13 protein-coding genes are annotated in these 15,927 nt (G+C 70.2%); 3 read left to right on the top strand and 10 right to left on the bottom strand.

Annotation, left to right across the window (positions count from 1 at the left end):
* Positions 1 to 112 precede the first annotated feature (112 nt).
* Together mntR and B7Z76_RS08890 are read right to left on the bottom strand one after the other, a co-directional pair.
* Positions 113 to 562: a manganese-binding transcriptional regulator MntR gene (mntR, locus tag B7Z76_RS08895; protein WP_291343439.1), complete on the bottom strand. Its 450-nt coding sequence runs from the start codon at positions 560 to 562 to the stop codon at positions 113 to 115.
* 60 nt (positions 563 to 622) lie between these two features.
* Positions 623 to 1,636, bottom strand: coding sequence for an MFS transporter (locus B7Z76_RS08890; protein WP_291343437.1), 1,014 nt, complete (start codon positions 1,634 to 1,636; stop codon positions 623 to 625).
* 254 nt (positions 1,637 to 1,890) lie between these two features.
* Here B7Z76_RS08890 and gltX point away from each other — a divergent pair, with 254 nt between their 5' ends.
* On the top strand, positions 1,891 to 3,225 hold the full coding sequence (gene gltX / locus B7Z76_RS08885) for a glutamate--tRNA ligase (protein ID WP_291343435.1): 1,335 nt from the start codon (positions 1,891 to 1,893) through the stop codon (positions 3,223 to 3,225).
* 88 nt (positions 3,226 to 3,313) lie between these two features.
* Here the strand turns inward: gltX and B7Z76_RS08880 are convergent, their stop codons facing one another.
* Entirely contained in the window at positions 3,314 to 4,003 is a 690-nt protein-coding gene (locus tag B7Z76_RS08880) for an OmpA family protein (RefSeq protein WP_291343432.1), read from the bottom strand.
* 380 nt (positions 4,004 to 4,383) lie between these two features.
* Here B7Z76_RS08880 and pyc point away from each other — a divergent pair, with 380 nt between their 5' ends.
* Positions 4,384 to 7,803 carry a pyruvate carboxylase gene (gene pyc, locus B7Z76_RS08875; protein WP_408736371.1) on the top strand — a complete coding sequence of 1,140 codons (3,420 nt, stop codon included), beginning with the start codon at positions 4,384 to 4,386 and terminating at the stop codon, positions 7,801 to 7,803.
* Between the two features lie 155 nt (positions 7,804 to 7,958).
* Here pyc and B7Z76_RS08870 read toward each other — a convergent pair whose 3' ends face one another.
* The 7 genes from B7Z76_RS08870 to B7Z76_RS08840 form a co-directional block, all read right to left on the bottom strand.
* Positions 7,959 to 9,188 carry a glycosyltransferase family 4 protein gene (locus B7Z76_RS08870; protein ID WP_236656361.1) on the bottom strand — a complete coding sequence of 410 codons (1,230 nt, stop codon included), beginning with the start codon at positions 9,186 to 9,188 and terminating at the stop codon, positions 7,959 to 7,961.
* A gap of 25 nt (positions 9,189 to 9,213) precedes the next feature.
* Positions 9,214 to 9,561, bottom strand: a complete 348-nt coding sequence (grxD, locus tag B7Z76_RS08865; RefSeq protein WP_174503719.1) for a Grx4 family monothiol glutaredoxin — start codon at positions 9,559 to 9,561, stop codon at positions 9,214 to 9,216.
* 32 nt (positions 9,562 to 9,593) lie between these two features.
* The gene (locus tag B7Z76_RS08860) at positions 9,594 to 9,827 is read right to left on the bottom strand and encodes a BolA family protein (protein WP_174503718.1); all 234 of its coding nucleotides are present in this window, start codon (positions 9,825 to 9,827) and stop codon (positions 9,594 to 9,596) included.
* A gap of 17 nt (positions 9,828 to 9,844) precedes the next feature.
* Positions 9,845 to 12,028, bottom strand: a complete 2,184-nt coding sequence (gene purL / locus B7Z76_RS08855) for a phosphoribosylformylglycinamidine synthase subunit PurL (protein ID WP_291343427.1) — start codon at positions 12,026 to 12,028, stop codon at positions 9,845 to 9,847.
* On the bottom strand, positions 12,025 to 12,720 hold the full coding sequence (gene purQ, locus B7Z76_RS08850) for a phosphoribosylformylglycinamidine synthase subunit PurQ (RefSeq protein ID WP_291343425.1): 696 nt from the start codon (positions 12,718 to 12,720) through the stop codon (positions 12,025 to 12,027). Before purQ ends, purL begins: the two co-directional genes overlap by 4 nt.
* A 67-nt stretch (positions 12,721 to 12,787) precedes the next feature.
* Entirely contained in the window at positions 12,788 to 13,648 is an 861-nt protein-coding gene (locus tag B7Z76_RS08845; RefSeq protein ID WP_291343423.1) for a 4-(cytidine 5'-diphospho)-2-C-methyl-D-erythritol kinase, read from the bottom strand.
* An 11-nt stretch (positions 13,649 to 13,659) separates the two neighbouring features.
* Entirely contained in the window at positions 13,660 to 15,357 is a 1,698-nt protein-coding gene (locus B7Z76_RS08840; RefSeq protein WP_291343421.1) for a hypothetical protein, read from the bottom strand.
* 135 nt (positions 15,358 to 15,492) lie between these two features.
* Here B7Z76_RS08840 and apaG point away from each other — a divergent pair, with 135 nt between their 5' ends.
* Positions 15,493 to 15,921: a Co2+/Mg2+ efflux protein ApaG gene (gene apaG / locus B7Z76_RS08835; RefSeq protein ID WP_291343419.1), complete on the top strand. Its 429-nt coding sequence runs from the start codon at positions 15,493 to 15,495 to the stop codon at positions 15,919 to 15,921.
* Positions 15,922 to 15,927 lie beyond the last annotated feature (6 nt).

Here is a 15,927-nt window from a genome sequence, read left to right as displayed (position 1 = left end):
TGGCGCGCCGATGGCACGCCGGCAGGCAGACGCTAGGCGGAGGCAGCCGATCTCCCCTTGATCCAGCGCAAGCAGACCCCTGCCCGTTTGGACAACGACAAGCCGGGACAGATCATCTGCGGGACTGGAGATAGCGGCTGAAGGCGTTCAGCGCGATGTCCGACACGTGGTGCTCGATGCCCTCGGCATCGGCCTCGGCGGTTTCCGGCGGCACGCCGACCGCCTTGAGCAGGGCGACGACCAGCCGGTGGCGAGTGCGCACGCGCTCGGCCAGCGCCTGGCCCGCCTCGGTGAGGAAGACGCCGCGATAGGGCTTCGCGGTGGCCAGCCCCTCGCGCTTGAGCCGGGCGATGGTCTTCACCGCGGTCGGGTGCGAGACGCCGAGGCGGCGGGCGATGTCGATCGGGCGTGCCTCGCCGTTGATCGCGATCAGGTCGGCGATCAGCTCGACATAATCCTCAAGCACGGCGCTCGCCTGCGCCGTGCGCGCCTTGCCGAAGCGGCGCGCCTGGGTGGGCTCGGCAGGCAGGTCATCAGGCGGGGGGTTCACGGCAGCTGGCATCTCGGTCTCCGCATCGGCCCTGAATAGCCGCCCCGACGGCGAAACGCCAACCGCGCGCGGTCAGTGCAGCTTCGGCAACCAGAGCGCGACGATGCCAAGCGCCGGCAGCACGGCGCAGATCTGGTAGACGGTGGTGATGCCGCTCCAGTCCGCCACCACGCCGAGGCCGGCGGCGCCGAGCCCGGCGAGGCCGAAGGCGAGGCCGAAGAACAGGCCGGAAACCGCGCCGACCCGGCCCGGCACCAGTTCGTTGGCATAGACCACGATCGAGGCGAAGGCCGAGGAGAGGATCAGTCCGATGATGACGGAGAGCACCAAGGTCATCGTCTCGCCGGCATAGGGCAGGGCGAGGGTGAAGGGAAGCACGCCGAGGATGGAGCCGATGATCACGGTGCGCCGGCCCACCCGGTCGCCGATCGGCCCGCCGATCATGATTCCCGCCGCGGCGGAAGCGAGGAAGATGAAGAGGTGGATCTGCGCCGCCCGCACCGACATGCCGAAGCGGTGCATCAGGTAGAAGATGTAATAAGAGTTGATGCTGGCGAGGTAGACGAATTTCGACATCATCAGCACGCCGAGCAGGATAAGCGGCACCAGCACCTTGCGCGTGTCGACCGCGGCGGCTTTCGGGGCGGTGCGCGGGCGGGGCCTGGCGTGGCCGCTGGCGCGGAACCAGTGGCCGAGCGCGGTGAGGATCACCATGCCGCAGAGGGCGGCGATCGCGAACCAGGCCATGCTCGCCCGGCCGCGCGGCAGGATGAAGAAGGCCGCGAGCAGCGGGCCGAGGGACTGGCCGAAATTGCCGCCGACCTGGAAGATCGACTGGGCGAAGCCATGCCGGCCGCCGGAGGCGGCACGGGCGATGCGCGCCGATTCGGGATGGAATATCGAGGAGCCCATGCCGAGCAGGCAGGCGCCGGCCAGCAATATGTCGTAGCTCGGCGCCCAGGCGATGGTGACGATGCCGGACATCGACAGCGCCATGCCCACCGGCAGCGAGTAGGGCAGCGGCCGTGCATCGGTATAAAGGCCGACGAGCGGCTGCAGCAGCGAACCGGTGGCCTGGTAGACCAACGTGATCAGGCCGATCTGGGCGAAGTTGAGATTGAAACCGATAGACCGCTGGCAGCAGAACCTGCAGCAGGTCGTTCAGCATATGGCAGATGCCGACGCCGACAAGCACGGCCATGGCGGCGCGGCCGGTGGCCGGCGGACGGGTCTGGACAGTTGCGCTCACGTTTCGATCTCCCGGACGAAACGCGGTTATGCCATGAAAATGCATCCCCGGCCTCTCGCCCGGCGCAATCATGCCATGCTAGCGGAGGGACATGGTCAAGTTCCGTTTCGCACCCTCCCCCACCGGTCATCTCCACGCGGGCAATGCAAGGCTCGCGGTGGTCAACGCTCTCGCCGCGCGGGCGATGGGCGGCACGCTGCTGCTGCGCATCGACGATACCGACCGCGAGCGCTCGAAGCCGGAATACGAGGCGGGGATCGAGCAGGATCTGCGCTGGCTCGGCATTGCCTGGGACGAGGCGGCGCGGCAGTCCGACCGAATGGACCGCTATGCGGCGGCGGCCGAGCGGCTGAAGGCGGCGGGGCTGCTCTATCCGTGTTTCGAGTCGGAGGAGGAACTCGCGGCGAAGCGGGCGTTGCGGGCGAAGCGGCATCTGCCGCCGGTCTATGACCGGGCGATGCTGAGCCTGACGGCCGAGCAGCGCGCTGCGGCGGAAGCCGGCGGCAAGCGGCCCTATTTCCGGTTCAAATTGTCGGACGGGGCGGTGGCGTGGAACGACCTGGTGCTGGGCCGGCGGGAGGTGGTGCTCGGCACCGTGTCCGACCCGGTGCTGATCCGCGCCGACGGCACGCCGCTCTATACCTTCACCTCGGTGGTCGACGATCTGGAGCTGGGGGTGACGCATGTGATCCGCGGCGAGGACCATGTGACCAACACGGCGGTGCAGATCGACCTGATGCGCGCGCTGGAGCCGCGGCGGGCGGTGCCGGCGTTCGGGCATCTGCCGCTGATTTCGGACGTGACGGGCGAAAAACTGTCGAAGCGGGCGGGGAGCGTTTCGGTGCGGCAGTTCCGCCGCGACGGGATCGAGGCGATGGCGCTGGTGTCGTACCTGGCACGGCTGGGCAGCCGGCGCGATCCTGAGCCGCTGACGCTGGAGGAGCTGGCGGGGACATTCGACCTCGGCGATTTCTCGCGCGGGGCGCCGCGATTCGATCCGAAGCAATTGCTGGCGCTGAACCGGCGGGTGCTGCACGCGCTGCCTTTCGAGGCGGTGGCCGCGCGCCTGCCCGAGGGATGCGGCGCAGAATTCTGGATGGCGGTGCGGGGGAATCTGGACCTGCTGTCGGAATCGCGGCTGTGGTGGGAGGTGGTGAGCGGCGAGATCGAGACGCCGTCGCTGCCGGAGGCGGCTTCATTGCTGCGCGCCGCGATCGAGGCGTTGCCGCCGGAGCCTTGGGACGAGGCGACCTGGAAGGGATGGACCGGGGCGGTGGCGGCGGCGAGTGGGGCGCGGGGCAAGGCGCTGTATCTGCCGCTGCGGCTGGCGCTGACCGGGGAGAGCCACGGGCCGGAGCTGGCGGCGCTGCTGCCGCTGATCGGCCGGGCGCGGGCCGCGGCGCGACTGGAGCGCGCCGCAGGATAATCAACGCGACTGGAACGCGCCGCGGAATAACCGGCGCGGCGCCCGCGCCGGTGCGAATACGGCGCGGGGCGAACAGGCAGGCGCGCGGTCAGCCGGCGGGGCTGGCCGGGGCGGCGACGTAGATTTCGACGCGGCGATTGGCGGCGCGGCCGGCGGCGGTGGCGTTGCTCGCGACCGGGTTTTGCGGTCCCATGCCGGAGGTGGCGATGCGCTGCGGTGCAACACCCTGGGCGGTGAGGAACGCCTTCACGCTGTCGGCCCGGTGCAGGGAAAGCGGATAGTTGATCGCGTTCGAACCGGTATTGTCGGTATAGCCGATCACCTGCACGGATTCCGCAGGATTCTGCGCGAGGCCACTGGCGAGCTGCCCGAGAATGGGATCGATCCGCGGGTTGAGATTGGCGCTGCCGGTCGCGAAGCCGGCATTGGCGGGGATGTTGATCTTGAGCCGGTTGTCGGCGGTGCGGCTGACCTGCACCCCGGTGCCCTGGGCGGTTTGCTGGAGTTGCTGCTGCTGGGCCTGGAGATGCTGGTTCCAGAGATAGCCGCCGAGAGCGCCGGCCGCAGCGCCGCCGGCCGCCCCGATGAGCGCGCCGCGCGCATGGCCGCCGCTGGCCAGCGCGCCGATCAGCGCGCCGCCGGCCGCCCCGATCAGGGCGCCGCCGGCGGTGCTGGTGGCGGCGCCGTTCCCCTGGCCCGGTTGCTGGGCGCAGCCGGCAAGCAGGGAGACGGCGACCAGCGCCGAGGCGGTTCGTTTCAGGGCCTTCGATTGGGACATTGTCTGCTCCTTGTTCCTAGAGCACTTTCCGATCCTTTTGGATCGGATGTAGTGCTCTATCATACTGACAAACCAAGCATCTTTATCCGATCAGATGATTCCATCTGATCGGATGATGCTCTAGCGCCTGCCGCCATGTCGGGCCGGATGGCGGCGCCACCAGCGGCGGGGTGTGGTGATTAACGATCCGTCTTTAAACGTGTTGAATGTTATGGTTCGTTATTAAAGCATTCGCGGGCGAGAAGAAACCGCCGGTCTCGCCACGGGTTTTTCGCAACGCACAAAAACGCCTTGCCCTCGCCGCCGGGTGCCCATAGGCTCCAGTCTTCAAAAAATGACAAAGGAGGCACAGGGTGGTGCAGACATTCAGGCGGCTTCTGGTGGCGAACCGATCGGAAATCGCGATCCGGGTATTCCGGGCGGCGACCGAGCTCGGGATCACCACGATCGGCGTCTATGCCGAACAGGACAAGCTGTCGCTGCACCGCTTCAAGGCGGACGAGGCCTATCTGATCGGCGAGGGGATGGGGCCGATCGAGGCGTATCTGTCGATCGAGGAGATACTGCGCGTCGCCGAGGAGGCGAAGGCGGACGCGATTCATCCGGGCTACGGGTTTTTGTCGGAAAATCCGGAATTCGCCGAGGCCTGCGCGGCGCGGGGGATCGCGTTCATCGGACCGGCGCCGCAGACGATGCGGACGCTGGGCAACAAGGTGGCCGCAAGGCAGCTCGCGGAGAGCGTGGGCGTGCCGGTGATGCCGGCCTCCGCACCGCTGCCGCGCGATGCGGCGGAGATCGGGCGGATCGCCGCGGAGATCGGCTATCCGGTGATGCTCAAGGCTTCCTGGGGCGGCGGCGGGCGCGGCATGCGGCCGATCGAGAGCGCGGAGGGGCTCGCCGAACAGGTGGAGACGGCGCGGCGCGAGGCGCTGGCGGCGTTCGGCAATGACGAGGTGTATTTCGAGAAGCTGGTGCGGCGGGCGCGGCATGTCGAGGTGCAGATCCTCGGCGATACGCACGGCAATCTCGTGCACCTGTTCGAGCGGGACTGCACGATCCAGCGGCGGCACCAGAAGGTGATCGAGCGCGCGCCGGCGCCGTATCTCGATGCCGAGACGCGCGCCGGGCTGTGCGCGGCGGCGCTGGCGATCGGCCGGGCGACCGATTACCGCAACGCCGGGACGGTGGAGTTCCTGCTCGACCGCGAGACCGGGCGGTTCTATTTCATCGAGGTCAATCCGCGCATCCAGGTGGAGCACACGGTGACCGAGGTGGTGACCGGGCTCGATATCGTGAAGGCGCAGATCCGCATCGCCGAGGGCGGGCGGATCGGGCGGCCGGGCGAGACCGGGATTCCGGCGCAGGAGGCGATCGTGCTCGACGGGCACGCGCTGCAATGCCGGATCACCACGGAAAACCCGGAGAACAATTTCATTCCGGATTACGGACGAATTTCCGCCTATCGCGGGGCGTTCGGCTTCGGCATCCGCCTCGATGGCGGGACGGCCTATTCGGGCGCGGTGGTGACACGCTTCTATGACGCGCTGCTGGAGAAGGTGACGGCCTGGGCGCCGACGCCGGAGGAGGCGATCGCGCGGATGGTGCGGGCGATCCGCGAGTATCGCATCCGCGGGGTGAGCACCAACCTGCCCTTCCTGGAGGCGCTGCTGACGCATCCCGCCTTCCGCGCCGGGGATTACACCACGCGGTTCATCGACACCACGCCGGAGCTGTTCGCCCTGCCCCGCCGGCGCGACCGGGCGACGCGGCTGCTGCGCTACATCGCCGACGTGACGGTGAACGGCCACCCGGAGACGCGGGGGCGGCGGCGGCCGGCGGCGAGCGCGCGGCGGCCGGAGGTGCCGCGGCTGGCGGCGGCGCCGGTCGAGGGGACGAAGCAGGTGCTGGAGCGGCTCGGCCCCGAGGGGTTCGCGCAATGGATGCGCGCGCAGACGCGGGTGCTGGTGACCGACACGACGATGCGCGACGCCCACCAGTCGCTGCTGGCGACGCGGATGCGCAGTTACGACATCGTCGCCGCCTCGCCCGCCTATGCCGCGGGGCTGCCGGGGCTGTTCTCGCTCGAATGCTGGGGCGGGGCGACCTTCGACGTCGCCATGCGGTTCCTGACCGAGAGCCCGTGGGAGCGGCTGCGCCAGATCCGCGAAGCGGTGCCGAACATCCTGTTGCAGATGCTGCTGCGCGGGGCGAACGGGGTGGGCTACACCAATTACCCCGACAACGTGGTGCGGCATTTCGTGCAGCGCGCGGCGGCGGGCGGGATCGACCTGTTCCGCATCTTCGACTGCCTCAACTGGGTGGAGAACATGCGCGTCGCCATCGATGCGGTGCGGCAGAGCGGGCGGCTGGCCGAGGGGGCGATCTGCTACACCGGCGACATTCTCGACCCCGACCGGGCGAAATATTCGCTGAACTACTATGTCGGGCTGGCGAAGCAGCTGGAGGCGGCGGGCTGCCACATCCTCGCGATCAAGGACATGGCGGGCGTGCTGAAACCCTCGGCGGCCGGCGTGCTGGTGCGGGCGCTGAAGGAGGCGGTGGGGCTGCCGATCCATCTGCACACGCATGACACGTCGGGGATTTCGGCGGCGACGGTGCTGGCCGCGGTCGAGGCCGGGGTGGACGCGGTGGATGCGGCGATGGACCCGATGTCCGGCCTGACCTCGCAGCCCTGCCTCGGCTCGCTGGTGGAGGCGTGGCGGCATACCGAACGCGACGCCGGGCTCGACCCGGTGGCGATCCGCCGGCTCTCGTTCTACTGGGAGGCGGTGCGGGCGCAGTATGCGGCGTTCGAGAGCGACCTGCAGTCCGGCGCGTCGGAAGTGTATCTCCACGAGATGCCGGGCGGGCAGTTCACCAACCTGCGCGAGCAGGCGGCCTCGATGGGGCTGGCCGAGCGCTGGCACGAGATCGCCCGCGCCTATCGCGACGTGAACATGATGTTCGGCGACATCGTGAAGGTGACTCCGTCGTCGAAAGTGGTGGGCGACATGGCGCTGATGATGGTCAGCCAGGGCCTGTCGGTGGGCGACGTGCTCGACCCGACGCGGGAGATCGCCTTCCCGGCCTCGACCATCGAGATGCTGCGCGGCGATCTCGGCCAGCCGCCGGGCGGATGGCCGGAGGCGTTGCAGGCGAAGGCGCTGCGCGGGGATGCGGCCTATACCGTCCGCCCCGGCTCGCTGCTGGCCCCCGCCGATCTCGACGCCATGCGCGCCGAGGCGGAGAAGCGCTGCGGTGCCAGGATCGACGAGGACGAGCTGGCCGCCTATGCGATGTATCCCGACGTGTATGCCGCCTATCGCAAGGCGCGCGGGCATTACGGGCCGGTGGCGGTGCTGCCGACGCCGGTGTTCTTCTACGGGATGGAGCCGGGCGAGGACATCGCCGTGGATATCGAGCCGGGCAAGCGGCTGGTGATCCGGCTGCAGACGCTGACCGAGACCGACGATGACGGCGATGTGCGGGTATTCTTCGAGCTGAACGGCCAGCCGCGCATGGTCAAGGTGCCGAACCGGGCGGCAACGCCGACCCGCGCCCACCGCCGCAAGGCGCAGGAGCAGGCCGAGGGCGAGATCGGCGCGCCGATGCCCGGCGTGATCGCCAGCGTGCTGGTGACCGAGGGCCAGGCGGTGACGCAGGGCGAGGCGCTGGTCGCGATCGAGGCGATGAAGATGCAGACGCGGATTTCCGCCCCGCGCGACGGCCGGGTGAAGGCGCTGCACGTGAAGCCGGGCGACGCGGTGGACGCGAAGGACCTGCTGGTCGAGCTGGCATAGAGCATCATCCGATCAGATGGAATCATCTGATCGGATAAAGATGCTCAATTTATCAAAAAGATAGAGCACGACATCCGATCCTGATGGATCGGAACGTGCTCTAGCCAGTTGCCCCCGAACATCGCCGGCGCAAGACCGAGGTTTGGGGGCAGCACTCAGGCGCGCTGCAACGCCTCGTCGAGCGTGGCGAAGATGGTGGCCGGCGCGTAGTGGCGGCGGATATAGGCGAGCGCCTCCGCTTCGCCCCCGCCATGGGCGAGGGCAGCAAGAATGGTGGCCCCGAAGCTGGCCGCGCTGTCCGCCGTGTAGACCGGCATGCAGCCATCCGGCGCGAGGCCGGCCCGCGCATCCGGGGTCGCCACCGTCCAGAGGCCATGACGGGCATAGTCGAGCAACTTCACCTTGAGGCCGGACCCGGCCCGCAGCGGGGCGATGGCGAGGCTCGCGGAGTGCAGCAACGGCGCGAGATCGGCGATGCGGCCGAGCCGGTGCACCCCGGCGGGCAGGCGGCCGAGTGCTGCGCCGCAATCGCCGGCGAGGTCGAGCCGCAGCAGCGGCCGGGCGCGGCGCAGGCCGGGCCAGATCTCGCGCAGGAACCAGCGCAGCCCGTCGAGATTAGGCAGGTTGTCGGAGCCGACGAAGACCAGCCGGTCCGCATGACGGGCAGCGCCGGGCGGGCGCGGCAGCGGGACGGCCGGCATCGGCACGGTCAGCACACGCTGTGACGGGCACATGCCCCGCAACAGCGCGGCCTCTTCGGGCTGGATGGCGACCAGGGTGCCGGCGCGGGCCAGCAGGGCGGCCTCCTGCGCGCGGTCGAGCTCGGCGGGAGCGACGCTGTAGCCGGCGAGGCGCAGTGCTGCGTGGCGGCGATGAAACACATCGTGCGTGAGCAGCACCGTCGGGATGCCGGACAGGGACGGCTCGTCGAGCAGCGGCGCGCGGAAGATAGTGTCGATCAGGATCGCGTCGGGCCGGCTGGCGGCGATGCGCCCGGCGATCCAGCCGGAATCGGCGGCCGAGATGCTGGCGCCGAGCACGACATCGGTGCCGCCGCGGCGCGGCAGCAGCCAAGGGGCAACGCGGCGCAGCAGGGCGGCAGCGGCGGCGCGCGGCTCGGCGGCGACGAGGAGGCGGCCGACGCGGAACAGGCGGCGGCCGGCAACCGGCACCGTGCCGGGGGCAAGACGCATCACCGGGGCGGGCAGGCGCGGGCGGGTCAGGTAGAGATCGACCGTGTGGCCGGCAGCGCGCAGATGGGTGATGAGCGCATGATTATAGGCAAGATGACCGGCCGCGCCCGGGCGCGGCCACTCATCGGTCACGAAGCAGAAGCGGCGGGCCAGCCCATCGCGCGGCATGACGGCGAGGTGCGCTGTCGGCACCGCGGAACCGGACCCGCCGGAACGCTCAGGCGCCGGTCTTGGCGATTCCGTTCTGGTCGAACAGGGTCTGAAGTTCGCCGGACTGGAACATCTCGGTCACGATGTCGCAGCCGCCGACGAATTCGCCCTTGACGTAGAGCTGCGGAATGGTCGGCCAGTTGGAGAACTGCTTGATGCCGTCGCGCAGCTCGGCGTCTTCCAGCACGTTCGCGGTCTTGAAGGGCACGCCCATGTGGGTGAGGATCTGCACCACGCGGGCGGAGAAGCCGCATTGCGGGAACATCGCCGTGCCCTTCATGAAGAGCATGACGGGGTTTTCGTCGACGGCGGTCTTGATGCTGGCGAAGGCCTGGTTTTCGGTGGCCTGGCTCATGGGGGTATCTCCTGGGAAAATGGACGCTGGCGTCACTCGGGCGCCGAAGTCTGCAGCGCGAGGGCGTGCAGCACCCCGCCCATCCGCCCCTGCAGGGCGGCATAGACGAGCTGGTGCTGGCGCACCCGCGAAAGGCCGCGAAACTGCGCGCTGACGACGGTCGCGGCATAGTGCTCGCCATCGCCGGCGAGGTCTTCCACGGTGATCCGTGCGTCCGGCAGGGCGGACTTGATCATGTCCTCGATTTCGGCGGCCGACATGGCCATGGGCTTGTCCTCGTCGTTCAGGCGAACCAGCGCGCGAAAAACGCCTCGTGCGCGGCACGGATATCTTGCAGAGATATGGCGATGCCATCAGGGCCTGTCAAATGATCGCCGCCGCTGCGACCGAGGGCGCGCGCGGGAATGCCGGCGGCAGCGGCGGCGGCGAGCAGGGCGGCGCCATCGGACGTTGCCGCGATGTAACGGGCCTGGTCCTCGCCGAACCAGAATGCGTGCGGGGCGATTCCCACGGGGATCGCGGCCAGCGCGATTCCGGTGTTGCCTGCGAGCGCCATTTCGGCGAGGGCGACGAGCAGGCCGCCATCCGCCACGTCATGGCAGGCGGCGATGGCGCCGGCGTGGATCTGGCGCCGGACGAAATCGCCGTTCCGCTTCTCGGCGGCAAGGTCGAGCGCGGGCGGCGCGCCGTCCTCGCGGCCAAGGATTTCGCGGAGGAAGAGCGAGGCGCCGAGTTCGCCTCTTGTTTCGCCGATCAGCACGAGATCGAGGCCGGGGGCGAGGGCGATGCCGGTGGCGGCGGCGCCATCCTCGATCACGCCGAGGCCGCCGATCGCCGGGGTGGGCAGGATCGCGGTGCCCTCGGTCTCGTTGTAGAGCGAGACGTTGCCGGAGACGATCGGGTAGTCGAGCGCGCGGCAGGCTTCGCCCATGCCGCGGATGGCGGCGACGATCTGGCCCATGATCGCGGGTTTTTCCGGGTTGCCGAAATTGAGGTTGTCGGTCACGGCGAGCGGGGTGGCGCCGGTCGCGGTGATGTTGCGCCAGGATTCGACGACGGCCTGCGCGCCGCCGGTCTCGGGATCGGCGAAACAGTAGCGCGGCGTGCAGTCGGTGGTCAGTGCCAGGGCGCGGCGGCTGCCCTCGATGCGGACAATGGCAGCGTCGGCCTGGCCGGGACGGCGCAGCGTCTGCCCGCCGACGGTGCCGTCATACTGGTTCCAGATCCAGGCGCGGGAGGCGAGGTCGGGGCAGCCGATCAGGGCGAGCAGGGCGGCGCCGGGCGCGAGCGGGCTTTCGACCGGGCCGAGCGGGGCGGGTTTCGCGGGTTCGACCCAGGGGCGCTCGTAGAGCGGCGCCTGGTCGGCCAGCGGGGCGAGCTCGATATCGGCCTCGACCCTGCCCTGGTGCTTAACCACGATGCGGCCGGTGTCGGTGATGTGGCCGATGACGGCGAAATCCAGCTCCCATTTCTCGAAGATGGCGCGGGCCATGTCTTCGCGGCCGGGCTTGAGGACGATGAGCATGCGCTCCTGGCTTTCGGAGAGCATCATCTCGTAGGCGGACATGGCGGTCTCGCGCTGGGGCACGGCGTCAAGCTCAAGCTCGATGCCAACACCGCCCTTCCCCGCCATCTCGACCGAGGAGGAGGTGAGGCCGGCGGCGCCCATGTCCTGGATCGCGACGATGGCGTCGGTCGCCATCAGTTCGAGGCAGGCCTCGATCAGCAGCTTCTCGATGAACGGGTCGCCGACCTGCACGGTGGGGCGCTTTTCCTCGGCATCGGCGCCGAATTCGGCGGAGGCCATGGTCGCGCCGTGAATGCCGTCGCGGCCGGTTTTCGAGCCGACATAGACGACCGGGTTGCCGATGCCGGCCGCCGCCGAGAGGAAGATGCGGTCCTGCGCCGCGATGCCGACGGTCATCGCGTTGACCAGCGGATTGCCGTTGTAGGAGGGGTGGAAATTGGTCTCGCCGCCGACGGTAGGCACGCCGACGCAGTTGCCGTAGCCGCCGATGCCGCGGACCACGCCATCGACCACGCGCTTCGTCACCGGAAGCGACGGATCGCCGAAGCGCAGCGCGTTGAGATTGGCGACGGGGCGGGCCCCCATGGTGAAGACGTCGCGCAGGATGCCGCCGACGCCCGTCGCCGCCCCCTGGTAGGGCTCGATGAAGCTCGGGTGGTTGTGGCTCTCCATCTTGAAGATCGCCGCCTTGCCCTCACCGATATCGACGACGCCGGCATTCTCGCCGGGGCCGTGGATGACCCAGGGGGCGGTGGTCGGCAGCGTTTTCAGCCAGATGCGGGAGGATTTGTAGGAGCAGTGCTCGGACCACATCACCGAGAAGATGCCGAGCTCGGTGAGCGTCGGCACCCGGCCCATGATGGCGAGGACGCGGTCGTATTCCTCCGCGGCGAGGCCGAAGGAGCGGGCCAGCGCGGCGTCGATCACCGTGGGGTTCATGCCGCCCTCCCGATGGCGTTGAGACTGTCGAACAGGGGTTTGCCGTCGGTGCCGCCGGTGGCCGGGTCGACCAGGTTTTCCGGGTGCGGCATCAGGCCGAGAATGCGCAGGCCGGGCGCGTAGATGCCGGCGATGTTGCGGGCGGAGCCGTTGAGATTGGCGGCCTCGGTTGCCGCGCCGGTTTCATCGACATAGCGGAAGGCGACCAGCCCCTCGCCTTCCAGCCGGTCGAGCGTTGCGGGATCGGCGATGTAATTGCCATCGCCATGCGCCATCGGGGCGCGGAAGACGGCGCCCTTGTCATACTGGCCGGCGAAGACCGTATCGTTGCGCTCGACGCGGAGGCGGCAGTCCATCGAGAGGAAGCGCAGCCCGGCATTGCGCAGCAGCGCGCCGGGGAGGAGCTGCGCCTCGGTGAGGATCTGGAAGCCGTTGCAGACGCCGAGCACATAGCCACCGCGCTTCGCGTGCTCGACCACGGCGCGCATCACCGGGGACTGCGCCGCCATCGCGCCGCAGCGCAGGTAGTCGCCATAGGAGAAGCCGCCGGGGATCACCACGAGGTCGAGCCCGGCGAGATCGGTCTCGCGGTGCCAGACAAGGCGCGGCTTCACGCCGAGACTCGCCTCGAGGGCGATGGCGATGTCGCGTTCGCGGTTGATGCCGGGGAAGAGGATGATGCCTGCGCGCATGGTTCGTGCTCCGTCTTGCCGCGTCTTGCCCGTCCCGGGCGGGGGATGCAACCGGGGCGGGACGGGTTCAGCCCTGCGCCGGGGCGATCTGCCCCTCCCCGCCCCAGCACCACCAGTCCGCGCGGCGGAGGCGGGCGGCGGCGCGGCGGGCGGCTTCGGCATCGGGGAACAGGCCGAAACAGGTCGCCCCCGAGCCGCTCATCCGCGCCAGCAGGCAGGATTCGGAGACGGCGATGGCGGCGAGCGCCTCGGCGATGATGGGTGCCAGGGTGATGGCGGCGGATTGCAGATCGTTGCCGAGGCGGGCAAGGTCGGTCGCCATGCGCGCGGCGGTCGGCCAGCGCGTGGGCAGCACCGCCGGGGGCGAAAACCCGCCGGTCCGGGCGCGGAAAATGGCCGGGGTGGACACCGCAACACCCGGATTGACCAGCAGCAGGCCGAAGGGCGGCAGCGCGGGCGCGGGGGCGAGGATCTCGCCGATGCCGGACATCCGCGCCGGGCGCCGGGCAAGGCAGACCGGAACATCGGCGCCGAGGCCGAGGGCGAGGTCGGCCGGGATGGGCGCCCGCCAGCGCGCCGCGAGCAGGCGCAGCGCCGCCGCGGCATCGGCCGAGCCACCGCCGATGCCCGAGGCGACGGGCAGCGACTTGGTGAGGCGGAAGGCGGCCTCCGGCGCGCGGCCGGCATGGGCGGCGAAGCGGGTGGCGGCGCGGAGGACGAGATTGTCATCCTCGCCGGACAGCGCCGCGGCGAAGGGGCCATCGACCGCGAGCGACAGGCTGGCGGCCGGCTCGATCGCCAGTTCGTCGCCGACCGGGGGAAAGACCACGAGACTGTCGAGCAGGTGGTAGCCATCGTCGCGCCGGCCGGTGACATGGAGATGGAGGTTCACCTTCGCGCAGGCGAAGCCGGGGGAAGCTTCGGTCATGTCAGGGCCTTTCAGCGGGCGGCAACGGCCTTGAGCCGCGCCTCGATCGTTGCGCGCAGCTTCGGGTCGGGATGCAGCGAAAGCGCGCGCCCCCACTGGTGCTCGGCGGCAAGCTTGTGGCCGGCAGCGGCGTAGATGTCGGCGAGGTGGGCGTTCACCTCGGCATCGTCCGGGGCAAGATGGACGGCGTGGATCTGCGTCGTCATCGCTTCGGCGAGCTTGCCCTCGCGCAGCAGGACATAGCCGAGACTGTCGATGATCGCCCCCTCGTGCGGGTCGACGGCGAGGGCCTGGCGCAGCATCCGTTCGGCCTCGGCCAGGCGTTCGCCGCGCAGCGCCCAGGAATAGGCGAGGTAGTTCAGCACATAGGGCTGGCCGGGCGAAAGGGCGAGCGCCTCGCGCAGGTCCGCCTCGGCCGGCTTCCACTGGCCGGCATGGTCCTCGGCGATGGCGCGGGCATAGAACAGCGACCAGGCGCGGGCCGGCAGCGGCTGGCCGGCGCGGGCGATCGCGGCGGTGGACAGGCGGATGGCGGCGGCGTTGTCGCCGGCGGCGCGCTCGATGTCGGCGGCAAGGGCGAGCGGCTCGGTGGCATGCGGATGGGCCTTCGCGAGCGCCGCCAGCGCCGGGAGCAGATTCCGGCCCTCGCCGAGGCCGATCAGGATGTTGGCGCGCTGGAGCAGGGCGGGGGCATAGAGCGGGTCGTCCGGCGGGATGGCGGCGAGCAGGGCGGCGGCGGCGCGGGGATGCTTGTCCTGCACGTTGTCATCGGCGGCGAGCATGCGGGCGGCGGCAAGGCCGGGCCGCAGGTGAAGCGCGAAGCGAAGCAGGAGGCGGCGCAGCAGCGGGTCCTGCCGGCGGTTGATCGTGCCGGCAAGGGTCAGATAGGCCTCGGCGATGCCGTCGGCCGCGGAGCCGATGACCGGGGTTGCGGCGGCGCGTTCGAGTGCGGGCAGGGCGATGCCGAGATCGGGATGGGCGGCCACCAGCGCGACGAGAATGGCACGGGACTGGGCGGGATGGCCGGCGCGCGCGGCGAAGCTGGCCAGCGCCTGGGCGAGCCGCAGGCTGGGCGGCCCGGCGCTGGTGGCGGCAGCTGCGGCATAGAGCCGCGCGGCCTGGGCTTCGCGCCCGGCCATGTCGGCGATCAGGGCGGCGTTCAGACGGTCGATCGACGCGAAGGCGCCGGCTTGCGCGGCGCGGTCGAGGCGCGCGATGGCGGCACCGTAATCGGCATCGCCCGCCTCGCACCAGGCGAGCAGCAGCGGCCGCACCAGGCCGGTCAGCCCCTCGGCGGGGAGGCTTGCAAACCGGGTGGCGGCGGTTTTCCAGTCGCCACGGCGCACCGCCGCGTTGGCCAGGGTCATGGCGGCGAGCGGATCGCCGGACAGGCGGGCGGCAAGCCGCGCCGCGTCGGGCCGGCCGGCCAGCGCCGCGCTGAGAAAGGCCTGGCTGGCGAGGGCGGCATTGCCGGGATCGCGCGCGAGGGCGGCGCCCAGATAATGCGCGGCGGCCTCTTGGTCGCCGGTCTGGGCGGCATAGGCGCCGGCCATGTAGGCGCCGTAGGGCGCGCGCACCGTCGGCAGGTCGGGCGCAGCGGCGGCGGACGCGCCGGGGACGGCCGCAACGCCGGCGAGACAGAGGGCAAGGGCGGCGGCGCCGCGGCGGGTGAGCGCGCGGCGCAGCGCCGCGACCGTAAGCCTGTGCATGGGGGTCTACCTACTCCCGATCCGCCGCGCGGTCACGCCCAGGGGACGGGCGGCATGGCTTGTCGTCCGCCGTGGCGGGGTTTACAGATTGATGAAGGTCGGGGCCCGGCCACAGGAGACGATAACGGCGACGCCATGACCACCCGACGCGTTCACCAGACCGGCGACATGTTCGTCAACGAGGATGCCAGGATCAGGGTCAGCATCCGGGCCATTTTCCTTGAGGACCAGTCGCGCCCGGACGAACGCCATTTCGTCTGGGCCTATCAGGTGCGGATCGAGAACGTGGGACAGGTGACGGCGCAGCTTCTGCGGCGGACCTGGACGATCACCGACGCCACCGGCCATGTCCAGCACGTTCATGGGCCAGGGGTGGTGGGCGAGCAGCCGATGCTCGACCCGGGCGACACGTTCGAATACACCTCCGGCACACCGCTGGAGACGCCCTCGGGGTTCATGTCGGGCATTTTCCACATGGTCGCGGTGGATAGCGGGGAGGAGTTCGACGTGCCGACGCCGGGCTTCAGCCTCGACAGCCCGCACGCGGACCATCGGCTGCATTGAGGCCGC

The sequence above is a fragment of the Acidiphilium sp. 20-67-58 genome, assembly GCF_002255515.1.
GTDB lineage: Bacteria > Pseudomonadota > Alphaproteobacteria > Acetobacterales > Acetobacteraceae > Acidiphilium.
This window is presented reverse-complemented; position numbering and strand designations above follow the sequence as displayed.

Bases quoted from the DNA above. Each gene is read 5' to 3' on its own strand.
- grxD (WP_174503719.1), bottom strand. From the start codon at position 9,561: ATGAGCCAGGCCACCGAAAACCAGGCCTTCGCCAGCATCAAGACCGCC.
- B7Z76_RS08845 (WP_291343423.1), bottom strand. From the start codon at position 13,648: ATGACCGAAGCTTCCCCCGGCTTCGCCTGCGCGAAGGTGAACCTCCAT.
- apaG (WP_291343419.1), top strand. From the start codon at position 15,493: ATGACCACCCGACGCGTTCACCAGACCGGCGACATGTTCGTCAACGAG.
- gltX (WP_291343435.1), top strand. From the start codon at position 1,891: ATGGTCAAGTTCCGTTTCGCACCCTCCCCCACCGGTCATCTCCACGCG.
- B7Z76_RS08880 (WP_291343432.1), bottom strand. From the start codon at position 4,003: ATGTCCCAATCGAAGGCCCTGAAACGAACCGCCTCGGCGCTGGTCGCC.
- B7Z76_RS08860 (WP_174503718.1), bottom strand. From the start codon at position 9,827: ATGGCCATGTCGGCCGCCGAAATCGAGGACATGATCAAGTCCGCCCTG.
- B7Z76_RS08840 (WP_291343421.1), bottom strand. From the start codon at position 15,357: ATGCACAGGCTTACGGTCGCGGCGCTGCGCCGCGCGCTCACCCGCCGC.
- mntR (WP_291343439.1), bottom strand. From the start codon at position 562: ATGCCAGCTGCCGTGAACCCCCCGCCTGATGACCTGCCTGCCGAGCCC.
- purL (WP_291343427.1), bottom strand. From the start codon at position 12,028: ATGAACCCCACGGTGATCGACGCCGCGCTGGCCCGCTCCTTCGGCCTC.
- purQ (WP_291343425.1), bottom strand. From the start codon at position 12,720: ATGCGCGCAGGCATCATCCTCTTCCCCGGCATCAACCGCGAACGCGAC.